The organism is Achromobacter sp., from assembly GCF_057314935.1.
Map to the genome: position 1 here is coordinate 99824 of NZ_DBHKZA010000006.1, position 20368 is coordinate 120191.

At 67.9% G+C, this 20368-nt stretch carries 16 protein-coding genes; 4 read left to right on the forward strand and 12 right to left on the reverse strand.

All coding sequences use genetic code 11. The features are described from left to right. Positions 1-8: 8 nt before the first annotated feature. Both ACO6D5_RS03895 and ACO6D5_RS03900 read right to left on the reverse strand, forming a co-directional pair. Positions 9-551 (reverse strand): DUF4952 domain-containing protein, encoded by a 543-nt coding sequence (locus tag ACO6D5_RS03895; RefSeq protein WP_485824644.1) that lies wholly within the window; start codon positions 549-551, stop codon positions 9-11. Between the two features lie 2 nt (positions 552-553). Then, on the reverse strand, positions 554-1543 hold the full coding sequence (locus tag ACO6D5_RS03900) for a LysR substrate-binding domain-containing protein (RefSeq protein WP_485824645.1): 990 nt from the start codon (positions 1541-1543) through the stop codon (positions 554-556). 93 nt (positions 1544-1636) lie between these two features. On the opposite strand from ACO6D5_RS03900, the gene cydC reads away from it, so the two are divergent. Then, complete coding sequence (cydC, locus tag ACO6D5_RS03905) at positions 1637-5251, forward strand: thiol reductant ABC exporter subunit CydC (protein ID WP_485824646.1); 3615 nt, start codon at positions 1637-1639, stop codon at positions 5249-5251. On the opposite strand, the gene ACO6D5_RS03910 is transcribed toward cydC, so the two are convergent. Then, positions 5223-7817: a penicillin G acylase gene (locus ACO6D5_RS03910; protein WP_485824647.1), complete on the reverse strand. Its 2595-nt coding sequence runs from the start codon at positions 7815-7817 to the stop codon at positions 5223-5225. The two genes, cydC and ACO6D5_RS03910, sit on opposite strands and share 29 nt — an antisense overlap. A gap of 153 nt (positions 7818-7970) precedes the next feature. Between ACO6D5_RS03910 and ACO6D5_RS03915 the strand changes: the two genes are divergently transcribed. Next, positions 7971-8948, forward strand: a complete 978-nt coding sequence (locus ACO6D5_RS03915; RefSeq protein WP_485824648.1) for a LysR family transcriptional regulator — start codon at positions 7971-7973, stop codon at positions 8946-8948. Here the strand turns inward: ACO6D5_RS03915 and ACO6D5_RS03920 are convergent. Genes ACO6D5_RS03920 through ACO6D5_RS03960 form a run of 9 tightly spaced genes read right to left on the reverse strand, consistent with a single transcriptional unit; the run spans position 8878 to position 17434 of the window. Further along, positions 8878-9648 (reverse strand): glucose 1-dehydrogenase, encoded by a 771-nt coding sequence (locus tag ACO6D5_RS03920; RefSeq protein WP_315845440.1) that lies wholly within the window; start codon positions 9646-9648, stop codon positions 8878-8880. The genes ACO6D5_RS03915 and ACO6D5_RS03920 overlap by 71 nt on opposite strands. 1 nt (position 9649) lies before the next feature. Then, positions 9650-10348, reverse strand: a complete 699-nt coding sequence (locus tag ACO6D5_RS03925; protein ID WP_315845441.1) for an ATP-binding cassette domain-containing protein — start codon at positions 10346-10348, stop codon at positions 9650-9652. Positions 10349-10358: 10 nt separating this feature from the next. Next, entirely contained in the window at positions 10359-11132 is a 774-nt protein-coding gene (locus ACO6D5_RS03930; protein ID WP_485824649.1) for an ABC transporter ATP-binding protein, read from the reverse strand. Beyond that, a complete protein-coding gene (locus tag ACO6D5_RS03935) occupies positions 11129-12175 on the reverse strand; it encodes a branched-chain amino acid ABC transporter permease (RefSeq protein ID WP_485824650.1) in 1047 nt (348 codons plus the stop codon). Before ACO6D5_RS03935 ends, ACO6D5_RS03930 begins: the two co-directional genes overlap by 4 nt. A 31-nt stretch (positions 12176-12206) precedes the next feature. After that, entirely contained in the window at positions 12207-13127 is a 921-nt protein-coding gene (locus ACO6D5_RS03940) for an ABC transporter permease subunit (protein WP_315847038.1), read from the reverse strand. Positions 13128-13155: 28 nt separating this feature from the next. Further along, positions 13156-14337: an ABC transporter substrate-binding protein gene (locus ACO6D5_RS03945; protein WP_485824651.1), complete on the reverse strand. Its 1182-nt coding sequence runs from the start codon at positions 14335-14337 to the stop codon at positions 13156-13158. A gap of 60 nt (positions 14338-14397) precedes the next feature. Beyond that, entirely contained in the window at positions 14398-15852 is a 1455-nt protein-coding gene (locus ACO6D5_RS03950) for a 2-hydroxymuconic semialdehyde dehydrogenase (protein ID WP_315847040.1), read from the reverse strand. Continuing rightward, on the reverse strand, positions 15849-16574 hold the full coding sequence (locus ACO6D5_RS03955; RefSeq protein WP_485824652.1) for a class II aldolase/adducin family protein: 726 nt from the start codon (positions 16572-16574) through the stop codon (positions 15849-15851). Before ACO6D5_RS03955 ends, ACO6D5_RS03950 begins: the two co-directional genes overlap by 4 nt. After that, positions 16571-17434, reverse strand: a complete 864-nt coding sequence (locus ACO6D5_RS03960; protein WP_169274373.1) for a VOC family protein — start codon at positions 17432-17434, stop codon at positions 16571-16573. Before ACO6D5_RS03960 ends, ACO6D5_RS03955 begins: the two co-directional genes overlap by 4 nt. 150 nt (positions 17435-17584) lie before the next feature. Here ACO6D5_RS03960 and ACO6D5_RS03965 point away from each other — a divergent pair, with 150 nt between their 5' ends. Both ACO6D5_RS03965 and ACO6D5_RS03970 read left to right on the forward strand, forming a co-directional pair. After that, positions 17585-18298, forward strand: a complete 714-nt coding sequence (locus ACO6D5_RS03965) for a GntR family transcriptional regulator (RefSeq protein ID WP_485824653.1) — start codon at positions 17585-17587, stop codon at positions 18296-18298. 394 nt (positions 18299-18692) lie between these two features. Next, a partial coding sequence (locus tag ACO6D5_RS03970) for an ABC transporter ATP-binding protein (RefSeq protein WP_485824654.1) occupies positions 18693-20368 on the forward strand: 1676 nt, incomplete at its 3' end.

Sequence of the window (20368 nt, forward strand, 5' to 3'; positions counted from 1 at the left end):
CGGTCCGGCTACGGACTCTTCCTGATCACGCCGACCCTGACGGTGAAGCCGGGGATCTCCCGCCACTGGTCGCGCGGGATCCGCAACGTTTCGACGCCCATGCTGATTTCATAGTTGACGCTGTCGGGCCCGTCGCGCCAAAAGAACGGCCCATGATTGCCCCAGCCGCAACAGACGTATTCCAGCGGCGGCATGCCGAAGGCCTGGCCCAGGTAGGCTTCCATCTTCGCCGCAACGTCGCCGCTGACGCGATAGCGGGCCTCCATGGGCTGGATGTAGGAATCGTCGTCCTGCTCGCACCCCAGGTATTCGACGTAGCCCGGCTTCTTGCCCAAGGTCTTGAGGAAGTCCTGGCAGGGCGTATCGGGCCGCGCCAGGCCTTCGGCGCGGCCGTGGGCGTTCCAATCGGCCAAGGCGTCGGCCGGTGCCGGTGCCGGTGCCAGAGCCGGGGTCAGATTCGGAACCGGCGTCTGCGCCAACGCGGCACCCGCCAGCCCCAGCAAGCAAAGCAGCGATACGGCGCGGCCCAGTCCGGCTGGTCTCCCTCTCAAATTCACGGCTTCCTCGATATCGGATCGGCGGTCAGCGGCGTCACGTCCTGCCATGCCCCCGTGCTGCGCCCCTCTTCCGCCAGGAACTCCACCAGCGCGGGCAGCGACGCGTCCATCGGCCGGTTGGCGTGGATCCGCATCACGTAGCCCCAGGACCCCGGCATGCGCAACTGCGGCATCAGGGGCACGAGGCGGCCGCTGGCCAGGTCTTCATCGATTAGCGGCGCACGGCCCAGCGCGATGCCGACGCCGGCCGCGGCGGCGGCCACGACGGTGCTCAGGCCGCTCAGCACCATGGGTTCCTGCCAGTCCGTCTCGGCCAGGCCGAGCCGGCAGTTCCAGGTGCGCCAGTCAGTCTCGGGGCTGTCGATATGCTTTTCCTCGAGCCACCGGTGGCGCAAGAAGGCGCGCGGGTCGTTGCGGTCGGCTTCGGCGATCAGGGCGGGGCTGCACACCGGCACGACGGTCTCGGTCATCAGCGGGATGTCGCCCGGTTCGGCCAGATGCGGCCCCTGGGTGCGCACGTGCAGGAACGCCAGATCAATGTCCTGGGCCTTCCAGGCCGGGTCCTGGCTGGCGTGCAGGTAGACCTGGACGCCAATGTCGGGGTGCAATTCGATGAAACGGCCGATGCGCGGCGCCAGCCACAGCGCAGCCAGCGAAGGGTTGGCCGACACGTTCAGCGTGTACCGGCGGCGGCCGCGCGCGGTGGCCCGCGCATTGCGGCAGGCGGTGTCCAATAGGGTCAAGGCCTGTTGTACGGAAGCCAGCAGATCGGCGCCGGCCTCGGTCGCTTCGGCGCGGCGCACGGTGCCCCCGCGCCGCAGCAACGGCACGCCCAGGTCGGTCTCCAGCGCGCGCAGCTGATGACTGACGGCGCTCTTGGTCACATGCAATTCCGCGGCGGCGCGGCTCAGGCTGCCCAGGCGGGCAACGGCTTCGAAGGCGCGCAAGGCAGCCAGCGGGGGAGTATGGTTGGGCAGGTCGGCCATGGGTTGAGTTTATCTCAACCCATGATTGAAAAACTATCGCTTTCGCGCGCGCGTCGGATCAGTGACCATGCAGGCTCTGGATGGAGCATTGATATGTATTTCGACTCTCGATTGTGGCAACTGACGGCGGGGTTGCGCGCCGGCATGGCGGGCGGGATTTTCCTGGGCCTGCTGGCGCTGGCGGCCGGCATCGCGCGCTATGTTTTCCTGGGGCAGTTGCTGGCCCGCGTGTTCGACGGCGCGCCCTGGCAGGACTGGATCACCCCCGCGTTATGCGTCGGCGCGATGGTGCTGTTGCGCGCCGTGTTCGATCACTGGCGCACCGTGCAGGCCAACCGCACGTCGGCGTCGATCCAGCAGACGCTGCGCGGCAAACTGTATGACCGCATCGTCGCCCTGGGACCGGCCTGGTTCGCCAACCAGCGCACCGGCGGCGTCATGCTGACGGTGGTGGACGGCGTCGAGCAGCTGCAGACCTTCTTCGGCCAGTACCTGCCGCAAGTCGCCATCGCGGCGGCGGCGCCCTTCGCCATCTTTGCCGTGATCGCGTTCTGGGACGTGCCCACCGCGCTGGTCTTCCTGGCGGCGGCGCTCTTCGCGCTGTTCGGCCCGATGGCGGTCCACATGCTTGACCGCCGGGCCAGCCAGGCGCGCACCCGGGCGCTGAACGCGTTCGGCGAGGATTTCCTGGACGCGGTGCAGGGCCTGCCCACCCTGAAATCCTATGGCCAGGGCAAGGCCTGGGGCCAACGGCTGGCCGCAAGGGCACGCAGCCTGTCGGACAACACGTTCTGGGTGCTGTCGGTCAGCCTGCTGACGCGCGGCATCAGCGATCTGGGCGTGGCGCTGGGCGCGGCGCTGGCCTTGACGCTGGGCGCCTGGCGCGTAGCCGCCGGCGACATGAGCGTCGAAGCGCTGCTGATCGTGCTGATGGCCGGCACCGAGATCTTCCGCCCCCTGCGCGACCTGCGTTCGGTCTTGCATCGCGGCATGCTGGGCCAATCCGCCGCGGTCAGCATCCACGCGCTGATGGATGCGCAACCGCTGACGCCGGCGCCGGATACGCGCGCGGCAGGCGCTGCGCCCGCCCGCCTGGCGCCCACCATCGAATTCGACGACGTGGCGTTCTCGTACACGCCCGAACGTCGTGCCCACCAGGGCCTGGCATTCCGCATCGCGGCCGGCGAACGGGTCGGCATCGTCGGCCCAAGCGGCGCCGGCAAGTCCACCATCGTGCGGCTGCTGCTGCGCGAATGCGTGCCCCAGTCGGGCAGCATCCGCGTAGGCGGCCATGACGTGAACTCGCTGGATACGCAGACCCTGCTGTCGCACATCGCGCTGGTCAGCCAGGACATCACGCTGTTCCACGGCACGATCGACGACAACCTGCGGCTGGGACGCCCCGACGCCACGCACGAACAGGTGCGCGCCGCGGCCCGCGCGGCCAACATCGACGACTTCATCATGGCGCTGCCGGATGGCTATGGCACCCGCATCGGCGAACGCGGCCTGCAATTGTCGGGCGGCCAGCGCCAACGCGTGGCGATTGCCCGCGCGCTGCTGCGCGATGCGCCCATCCTGATCCTGGACGAAGCGCTGTCGTCCGTGGATACCGAAAACGAGGCACTGATCCAGCAGGCGCTGGACCGCCTGATGGCGGGCCGCACGACGCTGATCCTGGCCCACCGATTGGCCAGCGTGATCGGCGCCGACCGCAGCCTGGTGCTGGATCAGGGCCGTGTCGTGGAAGCCGGCCCGCATGCGGAACTCATGGCGCAGCGCGGGCTGTACTACCGCTTGATGCACGAGCAGGCCGCCGCCCACCAGAATCCGTCGGCCGGTTCGCCCGCCCCGGCCGCGGCCGCCTTGGCGCAGCCGCAAGAGGCAGCCGCAGCCGCCTCCGACGACAAGCAAGGCCCTGCCCTGCGTTCGTTGGACCAGGACGCCGAGCAGGTCGGCTGGCGGGCCACGCTGGGCACGCTGCTGTCCGTCGTCCGGCCGTGGCGCGGCACCTTGACCGCCACCATCCTGCTGGGCGTGGCGCGCGTGGCCGCATTCATCGGCGTGGGCATCTTCAGCGCCCTGATCGTGGCGGCCATCCGGGACGGCCGGGAAGTGTCGGGGCTGATCGTCGGGCTGCTGATCGCCGCCCCCCTGGCCGCGCTGTTCCACTGGCTGGAGTCCTGGCTGGCGCACGCCATGGCCTACCAATTGCTGGCCGACATGCGGGTCAAGCTCTACGACAAGCTGGAACGCCTGGCGCCCGCCTACCTGCTGCAGCGCCGTTCGGGCGATCTGGTAGCGCTGGCGACGCAAGACGTGGAAATGGTCGAATACTTCTATGCGCACACGATCGCGCCCGCGATCGTGTCGGTACTGGTGCCGCTGTCGGTGCTGGGTTTCCTGGGCGTCTATAGCTGGCCCGTCGCGCTGGCGCTGCTGCCCTTCCTCGCCTATGCGCTGGTGTCGCCGGTGCGCGGGCGCCGCCACGTCGACGCGCTGGGCGACAAGGCCCGCCATGCCCTGGGCGAAATGAGCGCCCACACCACCGACACCATCCAGGGCCTGGCCGACCTGACCGCGTTCCAGGCCACGGGCCGCCGGCGCGACCAGTTCCTGAAAGTCGCCGACCAGTACCGCATCCGCCGCCTGGACATCCTGCGCGACCTGTCCCGGCAGACCGCCTGGTTTGAAGTGGCGATGGGCCTGGGCGGCCTGGCCGTCGCCGTCGTGGGCGCCCTGCAGGTGGCGGCCGGCGCGCTGTCGGCCAGCATGCTGCCCCTGCTGGTGCTGATTGCGCTGGCGACCTTCCTGCCTGTGTCCGAAATCTCGCAGGTCAGCCGGCAACTGGCCGACACCATCGCCGCCACGCGCCGCCTGCACGTCGTCGCCAACGAGCCCGAGCCCGTCACCGACGGCCCGCTGGCGCCGCCCGTGGCCACGCACGGCCTGTCGCTGGCGTTCGAGCACGTCAGCTTCGCCTACCCCGGCAAAGACGAAGACACATTGAAGGACCTGAGTTTCAAGGCGCCGGCCGGCGCGACGGTCGCGGTGGTGGGTGCATCCGGCGCTGGCAAGAGCACCGTGGCCAGCCTGCTGCTGCGCTTCTGGGATCCGCGCGCGGGCGTGGTGAAACTGGACGGCGTGGACGTGCGGCAACTGCAATTGGACGGGCTGCGCGAGCGTGTGGCGCTGGTGACGCAAGACACCTATCTGTTCAACGACACGCTGGAAGGCAATATCCGGCTGGCTCGCCCCGAAGCCACGCCCGAAGAACTGGCCCGCGCGCTGGACCAGGCGGCGCTGACCGACTTCGTGCGGACGCTGCCCGACGGCCTGGCGACCCGCGTGGGCGAACGCGGCATGCAGTTGTCGGGCGGCCAGCGCCAGCGCATCTCGATCGCGCGCGCCTTCCTGAAGAACGCGCCGGTGCTGATCCTGGACGAAGCCACCTCGCATCTGGACACCTTGTCCGAGATGCAGGTGCGCGGCGCGCTGGACACGTTGATGCGCCACCGGACCACGCTCGTGATCGCCCACCGGCTGTCCACCATCCGCGATGCCGACCTGATTCTGGTGCTGGAGCGCGGCACCCTGGCGGAAGCCGGCACGCACGACCAGTTGCTGAGTAAGCAAGGGGCCTATGCGCGCCTGGCCAGCCACCAGGGCGGCTACGCGGTCAATAGCGCAGCGTCTCTACCGACTTAGCGTTGGCGCGCACTTCCGCCTCCGTGAACCAGACGCGCTTGTTGCCGAAGCGGTTGTACAAGTCGAACTGGTCACGGGTGTGGACGGATGGGGTGCCGTCAGGCGCCACGAATCCGCTCTGCCCCGGCGCCACCACATCCACGGCGCGCACGCCCTTGCCGTCGAACACCGTCATGTTGTTTTCGGTGCCGCGGTTCTGGGTGGCCGGGTAGCTCAGCACCGCCTTGTCGTCCGCTTGCGGCACGCCCAGGAAATTCTTGGGCGCAAACACCATTGGCGGCGCAGGGATGCGCCATGCGGCGGGGTCTTGGCCATACGCCTTCTGCAGCGTGGCCAACGCCTCGTCAAGCGCGGCCAGACTGACGGCTTCAGGACGCTGACCGTTGAAGAAATCGACCTGCTGGGGCACACCGGCGTCCGGGCCGGCCAGCGCGTTGAACAGCACCTTGACACCCACCGTCAGGTTGACCGATCCAGTCGCCGGCGCGGCCGGCGTGGGATAGCCCGTGGCGCTATACCACTTGAAGAAGTCGGCAGGCATCTCGTCGGCCAGCGTTGCCTTCAGCATGGCGCGCAACCATGCGTCCATCACCGCCGGCCCGGCATTGTCATAAAAGCCCGGCTGCTTGTCGCTGGTGCTCATCCCGTCCCACGATTGCAGCCCCGCGACCAGTTTCGCGCGGGCATCGTCGGCGGGCAGCCCCGCCACCGCGCGTTGCAGGAACGGCAGGAAGTGGCGGCGGTTGACGTCGGCATAGCTGGTAGTGCGGATCAGGTCCCACATCTGCTGCGGGCTGACCTTGCCGCGGTTGGCAGTCATGGCCTTCAGGCGGGTCTCGATCTCGGCGTAGCGGTCGGCCTGGCCCCAGACGATGGCGAACAGGTCGGTGGACGGATAGCCGCGCATGGGCTGGTTGTTCCAGTTGGCGATGAAGCCCTGGCGCGGGTTGTAGACCTGGGGGTTGGTGGCGAACGGCAGCATGCCGTCCCAGTCCATTTCGCCGGTGCCGGGAACGGGCAGGCGCGGGTCATGGCCGGGCTTGCGCTTGGGGTAGAAGCCCGTGTGCGCATAGCCGATGTTGCCGCGGTCGTCGGCGTAATACCAGTTGATGGTCAGCGCATGGCGCGCGGCCTGCTGCTTCCATTGATCCCAGTTGCGCGATTGCGCCTTGTGCGTCCAGGCCATCAGCGATTGCAGCTCGTAGCCTTCCCAGGCGCGCGCCTTGGCATAGGCCACATGCTCTTTGTCGTCGAACTTGGTGACGATGCCGTGCACGCTGCGGTAGACATCCATCAGGACGGGCGCCCCGTCCTTGACGGCGATGAGCTCGGTGCGCTTTTCCATCGTCTTCCACTCGCCGTTGTGGAAATACCGCGTGCGGTCGGCGGGGTCGAGCTTTTCGGCGTAGATGTCCACGTCGTCGCCGAAGCCTGCCGTCGAACCCCAAGTCACGTGCGCGTTGTGGCCGAACAGGATGCTGGGATAGGCAAACGGCGTATTGCCCACCACATCGAAACCCGCCCCATGCAGGCCGATGCCGTAGGTGTAGGCGGGGTTCCACCAGCCGAACTGCGGGCCGTTCAGGAGGATGGCGCGCGCGTCCTTGGCGTGGTCGCGCCCCACGATCCACATGTTGCTGGTGGTCGGAAAGCCCGCGATCCCGGGCTGGCCGGAATCCGCGAACTGCGCCAGGAGGCGAGCCGGCACGGCGGCGGGCGCCTCGTCCAGCACCCCGCGCGTCTGCGGATCGCGCGCCACGCGCTCCAGCATGGGCGGCGTGCCGTCGTAGCGCGGCAGCGCGTAGGACAGCTTGGCCGGCGCCGGCGCCGCTCCAGGCTGATAGACGCCCTCTTCTTCCGGCACCGTCGTCGGCGCGCGGCTGTCGGTCATCCAGCGCAACTGGTTGAAGATCTGCATGGCGCGCGTGTCGCCGTGCCGGTCCTTCAGCGCGGTCAGCAGCGCCAGGTTGTCGATTTCGCTGTTGGCATCCGAAAACCGGTTGGCCATGGTGCCCACGAACACCATCGCCACGTCGTAGGGCGTCCAGTCCGAGGGTTGGAACTGCAAGTCGTTGAATTCCTTGGGGGTAAGGCTGTCCGGCTTGGCGCGCACCTGCGCGATCCAGGCATTCATGCCTGCCGCGTAGCCGTCCAGGATCTGGCGTTCGGAGGCCGGTAGCGCGGCCAACTGGCGCTGGATGCGTTCCGGCGAAAAATTGCCGCGGATCGACTTGTCGAACGCCACCATTTTTTCGCCCAGCACTTCGGCCACCTTGCCCTGGGTGCTGCGGCGCGCCATCTCCATCTGGAACAGGCGGTCCTGCGCGACGGCGTAACCGTAGCCATAGAAGATGCCGTACACGGTACTGGCATAGACGTGGGGCATGCCGTATTCGTCGCGCCGGATCGTCACCTGGCCGCTGGCCGGACGCGATGCGCGGGCCTCGGCGCCTGCGGGCGAGGTGCCTGCGGGCGAGGCATCAGCGGTGGCGGTAGGTTGCGCGTGGGCCGCGCCCACGCCGGCGCAAGCCGCCAGGATGGCGGCCGACAACAAGTGCTGCTTCATGTGAATCTGTCTCCGTATTGATAAGCCGCGCCGCGGTGCGAGACCCGGGCGCGGAGTGCGGCGCCTCTTGCGGGCACCGTCTACGGACCATGATACGAAGCGTCAAACTATAATTCCAATGCATTTATTTCATAGCTTTCATGCGCATCACACATGGACTTCCAGAAACTCAAACACCTGCTGGCCGTCGTTGAACACGGCACGTTTTCACGCGCGGCAGAGAAGGTGAACCTGTCGCAGCCAGCGCTCAGCCGCAGTATCCAGGCGCTGGAAGCCGAGCTTGGCCTGCCGCTGCTGGACCGCGGCACGCGCCAGGTCCGCCTGACGCCGTACGGCGCCTGCGTGGCCGAACGGGCCCGCCGCATGCGCTTCGAAGAAGCCGAATTGCAGCGCGAACTGAAGACGCTGCACAGCGGCGAATCCGGCACGCTCACCATCGGCCTGAGCCCCACGCCGGCGTCACTGCTGCTGTCGCCCTTCCTGACCCACATGGCGGCCAACCATCCCCAGGTGCGCGTGGGCGTGGAGCTGGGCGCCACGGCGACGCTGCTGGACATGCTGCGCGGCGAGCGCATCGACGCGATGGTCTGTGATGCGCGCATGTTGTATGACGCGGCCGACATCGACACCCGTCCGCTCGCGCCGTTGCGCGCCGGCATGGTGTGCCGCGCGGGCCATCCCATCCTGGCGCACAAACGCGTCGGCATCGAACAGATCCGCCAATATCCGGTGGCATCCAGCACGCTTAGCCCCGAGGTGTCGCTGCGGCTGGCCGAAACGCTGGGGCCCGGTGCCGCGCCCGACGTCATGGTGACGACGCGCTGCGAAAACCTGGAGCCGCTGGTGGATCTGGCCCTGCACACCGACACCCTGCTGCTGGGCGTGATCTGCGTCACCCGCCGCGAGCAAGCGGCCGGACGGCTGGTGGAAGTGCCGATCCCGCCGGACCGGCAGCGCCAGGGCCACTACGTGCTGGCGCGCCTGGCCGGGCGGACGCCCCTGACCGCGCAAGACGCGCTCTACACCTTCACGCAACAGTGCTGGGCGGACTTCGCGGCGTTCACTCCGGCACGGCAACCGTATAGTTCAGCGCCAGCCGTCCCCCGTCGACGTATACCGTCTGCCCCGTGACATAGCTGGCGTCGTCTCCCGCCAGGAACACCGCCACCTTCGCCACTTCGTCAGTCTGGCCCAGGCGCTGCATCGGAATCCTGGACAGGACCGTGCGCCGGGCGGCGGGGTCGTTCGTGATGGTGGCCAGGATCTCGGTGTCGATGCTGCCCGGCCCGATCGCGTTCACCCGTATGCCGTGCGGCGCCAGCGACAACGCCATCGACTTAGTCATCTGCCGCACCGCGCCTTTGCTGGCGCCGTAGGCCAACTGGTCCGGCATCGCCAGTTCCGCCGTCATCGACGACAGCGTCACGATCGCGCCGTTGCGCCGGCCGCCCGCGACCATCGCCCGCGCAGCGGCCTGGGCCACCAGGAAGGTCCCGCGCACGTTCACGTTCATGACGGCGTCCAGGTCTGCCAGCGTCAGGTCCAGGAAGTCGGCCGCCCGGATCACGCCGGCGTTGCAGACGCAGATGTCCAGGCCCCCCCAGCGCGCCAAGCAATCATCGGCCAACGCCTTGGCGGCAGCCGGGTCTGTCACGTCGGCCACGAATGCCGCCGCCCGCTCGCCTAGCGCGCGCGCGGCGGCCGTCAGTTCGGCTTCCTTGCGATCCGCCAGCAACACGTAGGCGCCCTCGTCCACGAAACGCCGCGCAATCGCCAGCCCGATGCCGCCCGCCGCGCCGGTGACCAGCGCTACCTTGTCCTGCAATTTCATTTCAGACTCCCACGTAGGCGGCCACCAGTTCGGGCCGCGCTGACAATTCCGCTGAACTGCCGCGCCACACCGTCGCGCCCTTGTCCAGGATGACGTTGCGATCGGACAGCCGCAGCAAGGCCGTGGTGTTCTTGTCCACCACGATCATCGACAAGCCTTCCGCTTTCAGTTGTGCCAGCACGCGCCAGATCTCGGCCCGCACGACGGGCGCCAGGCCTTCGGTGGCTTCGTCCAGCACCAGCAGGCTGGGGTTGGTCATCAGCGCGCGCCCCAGCGCCAGCATCTGCTGCTCGCCGCCCGACAGTTGCGTGCCCAGGTTCGTGCGGCGTTCCTGCAGCCGGGGAAACAGCGCGTACACACGAGGCAACGTCCAGGCTTGGGCGCGGCCCCGCTCGCTAGCCGTGGCCACCAGGTTTTCCTCGACGGTCAGCGTGGGGAAAATCTGGCGCCCTTCCGGCACCAGCGACAACCCAAGCCGTCCGATCCGGTACGGCGCCATGCCACGCAGCGAGCGCTCGCCGTATTGGATGCTGCCCTGGCTGGCGGGCAGCAGGCCGAACAGGCACTTGATGACCGTGCTGCGGCCCATGCCGTTGCGGCCGATCAGCCCCACCACTTCGCCCTGCCCCACGTCCAGGTCCACGCCGAACAGCGCCTGGCAATGGCCGTAGCCCGCCGTCAATCCGCGTATCGTCAACATGGCGGCTCCTTCATGCGTCGGCGTCGTCGCCCAGATAGGCGCGGCGCACGTCGGGGTGGTTGCGGATCGCGTCGGCGGTGCCGGTCGCAATGATCTTGCCGTAGACCAGCACGCTGATGCGATCGGCCAGCGCGAAGACGGCGTTCATGTCGTGTTCCACCAGGACGATCGTGTAGCGGCCCTTCAGGCTTTGCAGCAAAGCAATGACACCCGCGCTTTCCGCCGCGCTCATGCCCGCCATCGGTTCGTCCAGCAGCAAAACGGACGGCTGGCCTGCCAGCGCCATGGCGATCTCCAGCTGACGGCGCTGCCCGTAGGCCAGGCTTTCCACCGGCGCCTCGGCCACCGCTTCAAGCCGGCAGGCGCAAAGGGCTTCGCGCGCCGCATCCACCACATCCGCGCAATCGCGCAGCGCGGTCCAGGCCGACAGCCCGCGCCGTCGTTTGCGCAACGCCGCCAGGCAGGCGTTTTCCAGCACCGTGTAGCGGTCGAACACCGACGTCACCTGGTAGGAGCGCAGCATGCCCAGTGCCACGCGTTCCTGCACGGTGGCGCGCGAGACATCCGCCGCCCCCAGCTTGACCGACCCGCCGTCGGGCCGCAGTTCGCCGGACAGCAGGTTGATCAGCGTGGTCTTGCCCGCGCCGTTCGGGCCGATCAGCGCGTGCAACTCGCCAGGCGCGACATCCAGTGACACCCCGTCGGTCGCCGCCAGGCCGCCAAAGCGGCGCACCAGGTCGCGGGTAGCCAACGCGACCGGCGCAGCCATCGTGGCGGCCGTCATACCGACGCCTCCTTAATCTGCGCCTTGGTGATGGGCGCCTTCTTGATGGCCGCCTCGTCGGCCGGGGCGTGCTGCCCCGGCGGCGCGTCGGCCGGTGCCGGCCGTGGCCAGCGCAGCCTCGCCAAAGATCGGCCGTAGCCGCCCCGGGCCAGCATCGCGATCACCACCACCACGGGCCCCATCAGCAGCATCCAATGCTGCGTCACGCTCTTGAAGGCCTCTTCCATCAACAGATAGGCCACCGCGCCGAAGATCGGCCCCAGCACATTGCCCAGGCCGCCGATCACCACCATGACGATCAGTTCGCCGGACACCGGCCACGACATGTAGCTGGGCGAGGCGAAGGCCGTCAGGTTGGCCAGCAGCAGCCCGGCGATACCGGTCAGCACGCCCGAGGCCACATAGGCCGTCAGCCGCACGCCGAACACCGAATAGCCCAGCGCGTCCACGCGGCGCGGATTGGCATGCGTGGCGCGCAAGATCATGCCGAAGGGCGAACGCCGCAGCCGCAGCATGCCCAGGCTGGCCGCCAGCAGCAGCCCCCATGCCGCCCAGTAGACCGGCTGGCTGCCGCCCAAGTCGAACAGGCCGAAGGCGCTGGCGTCGTAGATGTTCAACCCGTCGTCGCCGCCATACTCGCGCAGGCTGACCGCCAGGAAATAGAACATCTGCGCAAAGGCCAGCGTAATCATGATGAAGCCGATGCCCGAGGTGCGAAGGCATACCGTGCCGACCACCAGGGCCACCAGCGCGCACACCACGATGCACACGGCCAACTGCACCCAGCCGTTGCCGATGCCGTAGAAGCTGAGGATACCCACGGCGTAGCACCCCAGACCCAGGAACATGGCGTGCCCAAAGCTGACCAGCCCCGCAAAGCCCAGCACCAGGTTCAGCGCCAGCGCCGCCAGCGCGTAGATCAAGATGCGCGCGCCCAGCGTCACGTAAAAGGGTTCGCCCAGCCACTGCGCCACGAACGGGACGGCGGCCAGGACCAGGAACAGCAGCGGCAGCACCCAGCGCCGGTACGAAGGTTCTTGCATGATGGATTGCCCTTGTTCATTGGCGCGCGGATCAGCGGCGCGCCGAAAAGACCAGGCCCTGCGGGCGGAACGCCAGCACCACGGCCATCAATACGTAGATCAGCATCGACGCCAACGCCGGCCCGACCGCGTTGGCGACCGGCGCCTCGAACACCGCGCGCAGCAGGTCCGGCAGGAAGGCGCGCCCCAGCGTGTCGATCATGGCGATCAGCAGCGCGGCGATCAGCGTGCCCCGCACCGAGCCGATGCCGCCCACCACAATGACCACCAGCGCCAGGATCAGCACCGGTTCGCCCATGCCCGACTGCACCGACAGGATCGGCCCCGCCAAGGCGCCGGCCACCCCGGCCAGCACGGACCCCAGCAGGAACAGCAGCGTCTTCAGCAAGTCCACATTGGCGCCCAGCACGCTGGCGATGGGCGCGTTGCTGGCGCCAGCGCGGATCAGCATGCCGAAGCGCGTGCGCTGGATCAAAAACCAGGCGCCCACCGCCACCAACGCGCCAACCCCGATGATCATCAACCGGTACACGGGATAGTCGTTGCCGAACAGGCTGACTGCCCCTTCCAGCGTCTGGGGCACCGCCGCGTAATACGGCCGGCTGCCCCAGATGACCGAGGCCAGCTCGTTGAAGAACATCATCAGGCCGAACGTGGCCAGCACCTGGTAGAGGTGGTCGTGCCGGTACAGCGGGCGCGCGATCAGCCGTTCCAGCACCACGCCCACGAATCCGCTGCCCGCCACCGCGGCCAGGATGGAGAACGCGAACGAGCCGCTGGCGTTGTAGGCGGTGGCCCCCAGGAAGGCGCCGATCATGTAGAGCGAGCCATGTGCCAGGTTGATGAAGTTCATGATGCCGAAGATCAGGGTCAGCCCCGACGACATCAGGAACAGCAACGCGCCCAGTTGCAGGCCATTGAGCAATTGCGACAGCAGCAGCGATCCGTTCATCGGATGTCTCCCGAGGGCGGCCGGCCCGTCACTTCAGCGGGCAGTCCGCCACGTAGGCGTCCTGATGGTCCGTCAGCACGGTGGCCAATTGCTTCAAGCCCACGCCCTCGCCCTCTTTCACCACCTGGTAGGCATACAGGTTCTGCACCGGCATGTTGTTGGTGTTGAAGCGGAACGTGCCGCGCACCGACGGGAAGGTGGCGCCCGCCGTCTTCACCGCCGCGGCCAGCGACTTGCTGTCGCCCACTTTCCCGCCCTGCGCGCGCACGGCGGCGTCCAGCAGATAGGCCGCGTCGTAGCCGCCCACGGCGTACTCCGAGGGCAGGCGGCCGTACTTGGCCTTGAAGGCCTCGACGAATTTTCGGTTCTGCGGATTGTCCAGCGTGGTCGCCCACGGCGTGCCGTAGATGGCGCCCACGGCCTGCTCTTTCAGCGCGGTCAGCGTGTTGGAATCGATCAGGCTTTCCGAGAAGAACGGCAACTTTTCCATCAGGCCGGCCTGGCGCAACTGACGCACGAAGTTCACGCCCACGCCGCCGGTGTAGAAGGCGAACAACGCGTCGGGGCCAGCCGACTGCATGCGCGAAATCTCGGCCGAGTAGTCCAGCTGGCCCAACTGGGTATAGACCTCGTCCGACGGCGTCGCGCCATAAAAGCGCTTGAAGCCCGCCAGCTTGTCCTTGCCCGCCTGATAGTTGGCCGACATCAGGTAGGCGCGCTTGTAGCCCTGATCCTTCACGTACTTGCCCATGGCCTCCGACATGCTGTCGTTCTGCCACCCCAGCACGAAGAGGTTGGACAGGCACATGCGGCCGGCGATGGGCGCGGGGCCGGCGTTGGTGGACAGCGCCACCACGCCGGACTCCTTGATGCGCCGCAGCTCGGCCATCAGCACATTCGAGAAACCCAGGCCGACGATGACGTCGACCTTGTCCTTTTCGATGAATTTCTGCACGATCTGCGCGCCCACGTCTGGCTTGAGCTGGTCGTCCTCACGGATCACCACCGCCTTCTGCCCGCCCAGGCTGCCGCCCAACTGCTCAATGCCCAGCATCAGCCCGTCGTACTGGTCCTGCCCCAGCGCCGCCTGCGGTCCGGACAGCACGCCCGTAAAGCCGATGCGGATGTCGGCGCGCGCCGAGGACGGCGCGGCCACGGCCAGGGCCGCCGCCGCGGCCAGTGCGGCCAGGCCGCTTGGGATTGCTTGCATCTGATGTCTCCTTGGGGGTTGAGCGGCGGCGCCGTTCTGCGCGGCGCCTGCCTTGACGCGTCAGAGCTTCACGCAGACATTGCGCAGCTCGGTATAGAACTCCAGCGAATGCACGCCGCCCTCGCGGCCGATGCCCGATTGCTTGGCGCCGCCAAACGCCGTGCGCAGGTCGCGCAGGAACCACGAATTGATCCAGCAGATGCCCACGTCCAGCGCCGCGCCCAGGCGATGGGCCGTGCCGACGTTGCTGGTCCACACTGTCGCGGCCAGGCCGTAGGGCGTGGCGTTGGCCAGGGCGATGGCTTCCTCTTCCGTGTCGAACGGCGCGATGTGGCAGCACGGCCCGAAGATCTCCTGCTGGATCACGGCAGACGATTCCGGCAGGCCCGTCCACACGGTGGGCTGGATCCATGCGCCCGCAGCCAGCCCGTCAGGCATGTCCGGCACGCCGCCGCCCGCCACCACCGTCGCGCCCTCTTCGCGGGCGCGGGCGTAGTAACTCAGCACCTTGTCGCGATGGCGCTGAGAAATCAGCGGCCCCAGGTTCACGCCCGGGTCCTTGGGCCGTCCCAGCTTGAACCCGCGCGCCCGCTCGCCCAGCGCCGCGACGAAGCGTTCGAAGATCGGCCGCTGCACATAGACGCGCTCGGTCCCCAGGCAGACCTGCCCCGTGTTGTCGAACGCGGCGCGGGCGATGCCCGCCACCGCGCGGTCGAAGTCGGCGTCCGCGAAGACGATGCCTGCGTTCTTGCCGCCCAGCTCGAACGACACGGGCCGCACGCCCACCGCCGCCGCCTGCATGATGGCTTCGCCGGTACGGGTTTCGCCCGTGAACGTGATGCCGTCCACCAGCGGGTGGCGGCTGAGCTTCTCGCCAGCCGAATCGGGCCCGAAGCCGTGCACCACGTTGTAGACGCCGGCCGGCACGCCGACTTCGTTCATGACTTCGCCCAGCAGGGTGGCGGTGCCCGGCGTGTCTTCGGACGGCTTGACCACGACCGTGTTGCCGCAGGCCAGCGCCGGCCCGACCTTCCAGGTCATCAGCAAGAGCGGCAGGTTCCACGGGCAGATCACGCCGATGACGCCGCGCGGCACGCGCACGCCGTAGTTCAGCGCGTGGCCGCCGTCCGGCGTTTCCAGGTCGAAGGTCTCGTTGGGGACGTTGCGGATCAGGTCGGCGAAGATCTTGAAGTTGGCCGCGCCGCGCGGAATGTCCAGATGGCTGGCCAGGTCGTAGGGCTTGCCGGTGTCCGCGATCTCGGCGTCGACGAAATCGTCGAAACGGCGGGTGATGCCGTCGGCCACCGCGTGCAGCAGCTCCACGCGCTGCTGCGTCTTCAGCGCCCCCCACGGGCCGCGCAGCGCCGCTTTGGCCGCCCGCACCGCGGCGTCCACTTCGGCGTCGCCGGCTTCGTGCACCCGGCCGATCAGCCGGTTGTCGACCGGATCGCGGTTGTCAAAGGTCTTCCCGGTTTCGACCCAGCGGCCGTCGATGAAATTGCGGAAATCGGTCATTGCGCCCTCGGTTGTGACAGGTCGGCCAGCGCGCCTTCAGGGTCGCCGGCGGTCAGGTATTCCCACATGCGTTCATAGATGCGGCCGGTGCCTACTGCACGGGTGGCAGCCTCTGACGGCGACAGCACAGGCGCGCCATCGGCCAGCCCCGCCGAGCGCAACTGCCATTCGATGCGCGCGGCGTCCTCCAGATACCAGGTCAGCACGGTGGCATGCATCAGCGACTCGGCGGCCACCACCGCACCGTTGCCTCGCATCGCGATCGCGCTGGCCGCCCCCAGGGTCTCGGCCACGCCGCGCGCCTGGGCGTCGCTGCGCACCAGTTGGGGGTCGTCCCACAACGGCACGCCGGGCGAAAAATAGGAGCCCATGCCGTGGCGCGGGACGGGCGTGACGCGTGCCGAGGACAGCGTCATGACGGTGGGCGGCATGGAACGGATCACGCCCCCGACCTCCGGCCGCAGCCGGTAGATGTGCTGATGGATGCGCACTTCGCCCAGCACGCCTTCGGGCAGGTCGCCGTGCACCGGCACCACCGTGCCCGCCTCGCCCGAGGCGATCAAGCCCATGGGCCGCGCCGCGCACACCAGGAAATGGTCGGCATCCAGCCGGCTGCTGCAATGCCCGTAGGCGTGGACCAGATTGGCCCGGGCCAGCGCGCGCGCGGCGACGCGCACCAGCGCCTCCTGCCCGGCACTGGCGTCCTTGCGCGCTGCGCTCATGTCTTGAACTCCGGGATATCGGGCTTGGCGCCCCACATGCAGAACGACGACGGCACCGCCGGGAAGCTGCGCGGCCGATGGGTCTTTTCCTCTTCGGCGCTGATCAGCCTGACGCCGGTGGAGTATTCGTAGATCATCCCGTCCGGACCGTCGAAGTACAGGAACATCGCCCCCGAGGTGGGATGCCGGCCCGGGCCGAAACGGATCGGCACGTTCCATTCGCGCAGTTGATACCAGGCGCGCATGATGTCGTCGATGCTTTCGACCTGATGGTTGATGTGCTGCACGCCCGGATACGAGGACGGGAACAGCGCGATCTTGTGATGGACTTCATCGATGCGCAGCAACGGCGCCTCGCCGATGCGGTCGCTGACCCGGGCGGACAGCAGGCCCGTCCAGAAGGCCTCGTCGCGCCGCGGATCCAGCGTGCGCAGGCCGATATGCGAGAAGCCCGTGACGCCGGCATCGCGGCCGGGAAAGTAGCGCCGCCCGCTGTGCTGCGGCGCCAGCACCAGTTCGATGCGGTTGCCGGACGGGTCGGTGAATTGCAGGAAATCGCGCACGTAACGCTGCTCGGCATCCTCGCGCCGCCCGGCCGCGACCTGGTAGCCGCTGCGCTCGAGCACGGCGCCGGCGCGCTCCAGTTCTTCGGGCGAATCCACTTCGAAGGCGGCGGTGTGGTCGCGCGGATCGCCTTCGAAATAGCAGAGGGTGTGGTCGCGGGAGTCGGACTTGAAGTACGCCGCCCCGTGTTCCTTGCGGGCAAGCTCCAATCCCAGCACCGCGGTCGCGTAGCGCACCGCGGCGTCCAGATCACGGGTGCCCAGCCGGACGTACCGGATGTCATGTAGCCGTATCACTGCTTGTCTCCAGGTGCGCCTGCCACCGGCATCGTGCCGGGGGAATTTTTCCGCTGGATTGGCGGCGCTTTTTTCTACGATAGGCAGCGTAAATCTCGAAGTCAACAATTTTTATCGAGATTTTTTTGGCGTAGTGCTACAGTGCTCTTCATGTCAGACGGAACCCCGCTCCCTTCGCTTGCCCACACCGCCTCGGCCAACACCCTGGTGGGCACAGCCTATGTCAATCTGCGGCGCGACATCATCCAGGGCAAGCATCCGCCCGGCTCGCGCCTGCGCGTCGAACACCTGAAAGACGATTACGGCGTGGGCGCAGGCACGCTGCGCGAAGCGCTGGCGCTGTTGGTGTCGGATGCGCTGGTCATCGCGCAGGGGCAGCGCGGCTTTCACGTCACGCCCATTTCGCTGGAAGACTTCCGCGACATCACCGAAAACCGCGTGCTGCTGGAAACCGAAGCGTTGCGCCAGTCGATCGCAGTGGGCGACGACACCTGGGAAAGCGCCGTGCTGGCCGCCTTCCACCGGTTGAGCAAAGCCGAGCAACGCCTGGCCGCGGACCCGGAAGCCCGCTTCGAGGAATGGGAACAGCGCAACCGCGAGTTCCACCGCGAGCTGATCAGCGCCTGTCCGTCGCGCTGGATGCACCATTTCCTGGGCATCCTGTATCAGCAGGCCGAGCGCTACCGCCGCCTGACCGTCACGCGCAAGCCCATCGCGCGCGACTTGCAGGACGAACACCAGGGCATCCTGAACGCCACGCTGGCGCGCGACGCCGAACGCGCCTGTGCGCTGCTTGCCGCGCACATCCGCCTGACTTACGACGCGGTCGCGCAATTGCCGGCGGACTTGTTCACGTCGGCGTGATGGCCTGCCGGGCGCCGCCCCAGGTCCGGCGTCCGAGTTGAAAAAAACCCACACTCCACGCGTTGCATCCTCTGCCCCGTTGATTCGCCTACATCACTTCTATAGAATCAGCAATACGGGCCTTTGCCCATTTCCTTTTTCGTCCACTCAAATCACCGACAGGGAGGCTGCATGATGACTCACCCCATGCCCAACGCCGTCCCGCGCGTGTCCCCGCGACGCCATTAAGTCGTCGCCCGCGCGGAGCCATCGCTAGACCGTTACCTAGCGACCGGTCCTCCGTGCCCGCCCCAAACCCCTGAACGCAGTCGCCGGTGCCATTGGCATCTGGCTTGTTATCCCCTCTTTCCTCACAAGGACATCCTGGCGTGTCTTGTGCCGCCAGGCCATTGTTATGGCTAGAAAAAAAATAGACTTTCGAGGACAGGCCTTTAAGGATGTCCTGGGCTTTACCTTCCGCCACTGGGGCCTGCAACCCTGGCGCACGCTGGTCATCGTGGTGCTGGCGCTGTTGTCGGCCGTGGCCGACATCCTGACCCCGATGTACGCGGGCCGGCTGGTCGACGCCGTCGCGTCCGGTTCAACGGGCGACGATCTGGCCTGGAGCGCCGCCCTCACGGCCTTCTGGCTGCTGGTGGCGCTGGGCGTAGGCGGCACGCTGCTGCGCCAGGCCGTGTTCCAGAACATCATCACCTTCACGCTGAAGATGATGAACGGTATCGTGTCCAACGCCTTTTACCGGGTGCAGCGTTTTTCCACCGACTGGCATGCCAACAGCTTCGCCGGCTCGACCGTGCGCAAGATCACGCGCGGCATGTGGGCGGTCGACATCCTGAACGACACGCTGCTGGTCGCGCTGCTGCCGTCCGTCGTGATGCTGGTGGGCGCCACGGCCCTGCTGGGCGCGCACTGGCCGCTGATGGGGCTGGTGGTGGGCCTGGGTTCGGTGCTGTACATCGCCGTCACCGCCGCCCTGTCGCTGGGCTTCGTGGCGCCCGCCGCGCGCCTGGGCAACGCCTGGGATACGCGCATGGGCGGCGCATTGGCGGACGCCGTCAGCTGCAACGCGGTCGTCAAGGCCTTCGGCGCGGAAACCCGCGAAGAAGTCCGGCTGGACCGCGTGGTCAACAAGTGGCGCAACCGCACCCGCCGCACCTGGGTGCGCGCCACGCTGAACGGCGGCATCCAGGGCGCGATGCTGGTGGTGATGCAGGCGGCCATCCTGGGCGCGTCGCTGCTGCTGTGGTCGCGCAACCAGGCGACGGTGGGCGACATCACCTTCACCCTGACGATGTTCTTCGTGCTGCAGGGCTATCTGCGCGACGTAGGCATGCACATCCGCAACCTGCAACGCTCGGTCAACGACATGGAGGAACTGGTGGCGATGGAACGCCAGCCGCTGGGCGTGACCGACCGCGCAGGCGCCGGTGCGATCAAGATCACCGAGGGCGAAATCCGCTTTGAGGACGTGACGTTCCGCTATGGCTCGCACAACACCGCGCTGTACGACAAATTCTCCGCGCGCATCGCACCGGGAGAACGCGTCGGGCTGGTGGGGCATTCGGGCTCGGGCAAGACCACGTTCATCAAGCTGATCCAGCGCCTGTATGACGTGAACGGCGGCCGCATCACCATCGACGGGCAGGACATCGCCCGGGTGAAGCAGGCGTCGCTGCGCAGCCAGATTGCCATCGTGCAGCAGGACCCGGTGCTGTTTCACCGCACCCTGGCGGAGAACATCGCCTACGCCCGGCCCGGCGCCACCCAGGCCGAGATCGAGCAGGCCGCCAGGCTGGCCAGCGCGCATGATTTCATCATGTCGCTGCCCAAGGGCTACGACACGCTGGTGGGCGAACGCGGCGTGAAGCTGTCGGGTGGTGAACGCCAGCGCGTGGCGATCGCGCGGGCGTTCCTCGCGGACTCGCCCATCCTGATCCTGGACGAGGCCACCTCCAGCCTGGACAGCGAAAGCGAAGTGCTGATCCAGCAGGCGATGGACCGGCTGATGGAAGGCCGCACCACGCTGGTGGTGGCGCACCGCCTGTCGACCGTGCGCGCCCTGGACCGCCT

Coding starts and splice junctions, on each gene's coding strand:
- ACO6D5_RS03900 (WP_485824645.1), bottom strand. CDS start 1,543: ATGGCCGACCTGCCCAACCATACTCCCCCGCTGGCTGCCTTGCGCGCC.
- ACO6D5_RS03955 (WP_485824652.1), bottom strand. CDS start 16,574: ATGAGCGCAGCGCGCAAGGACGCCAGTGCCGGGCAGGAGGCGCTGGTG.
- ACO6D5_RS03965 (WP_485824653.1), top strand. CDS start 17,585: ATGTCAGACGGAACCCCGCTCCCTTCGCTTGCCCACACCGCCTCGGCC.
- ACO6D5_RS03910 (WP_485824647.1), bottom strand. CDS start 7,817: ATGAAGCAGCACTTGTTGTCGGCCGCCATCCTGGCGGCTTGCGCCGGC.
- ACO6D5_RS03950 (WP_315847040.1), bottom strand. CDS start 15,852: ATGACCGATTTCCGCAATTTCATCGACGGCCGCTGGGTCGAAACCGGG.
- ACO6D5_RS03945 (WP_485824651.1), bottom strand. CDS start 14,337: ATGCAAGCAATCCCAAGCGGCCTGGCCGCACTGGCCGCGGCGGCGGCC.
- ACO6D5_RS03940 (WP_315847038.1), bottom strand. CDS start 13,127: ATGAACGGATCGCTGCTGCTGTCGCAATTGCTCAATGGCCTGCAACTG.
- ACO6D5_RS03925 (WP_315845441.1), bottom strand. CDS start 10,348: ATGTTGACGATACGCGGATTGACGGCGGGCTACGGCCATTGCCAGGCG.
- cydC (WP_485824646.1), top strand. CDS start 1,637: ATGTATTTCGACTCTCGATTGTGGCAACTGACGGCGGGGTTGCGCGCC.
- ACO6D5_RS03920 (WP_315845440.1), bottom strand. CDS start 9,648: ATGAAATTGCAGGACAAGGTAGCGCTGGTCACCGGCGCGGCGGGCGGC.
- ACO6D5_RS03930 (WP_485824649.1), bottom strand. CDS start 11,132: ATGACGGCCGCCACGATGGCTGCGCCGGTCGCGTTGGCTACCCGCGAC.
- ACO6D5_RS03935 (WP_485824650.1), bottom strand. CDS start 12,175: ATGCAAGAACCTTCGTACCGGCGCTGGGTGCTGCCGCTGCTGTTCCTG.
- ACO6D5_RS03915 (WP_485824648.1), top strand. CDS start 7,971: ATGGACTTCCAGAAACTCAAACACCTGCTGGCCGTCGTTGAACACGGC.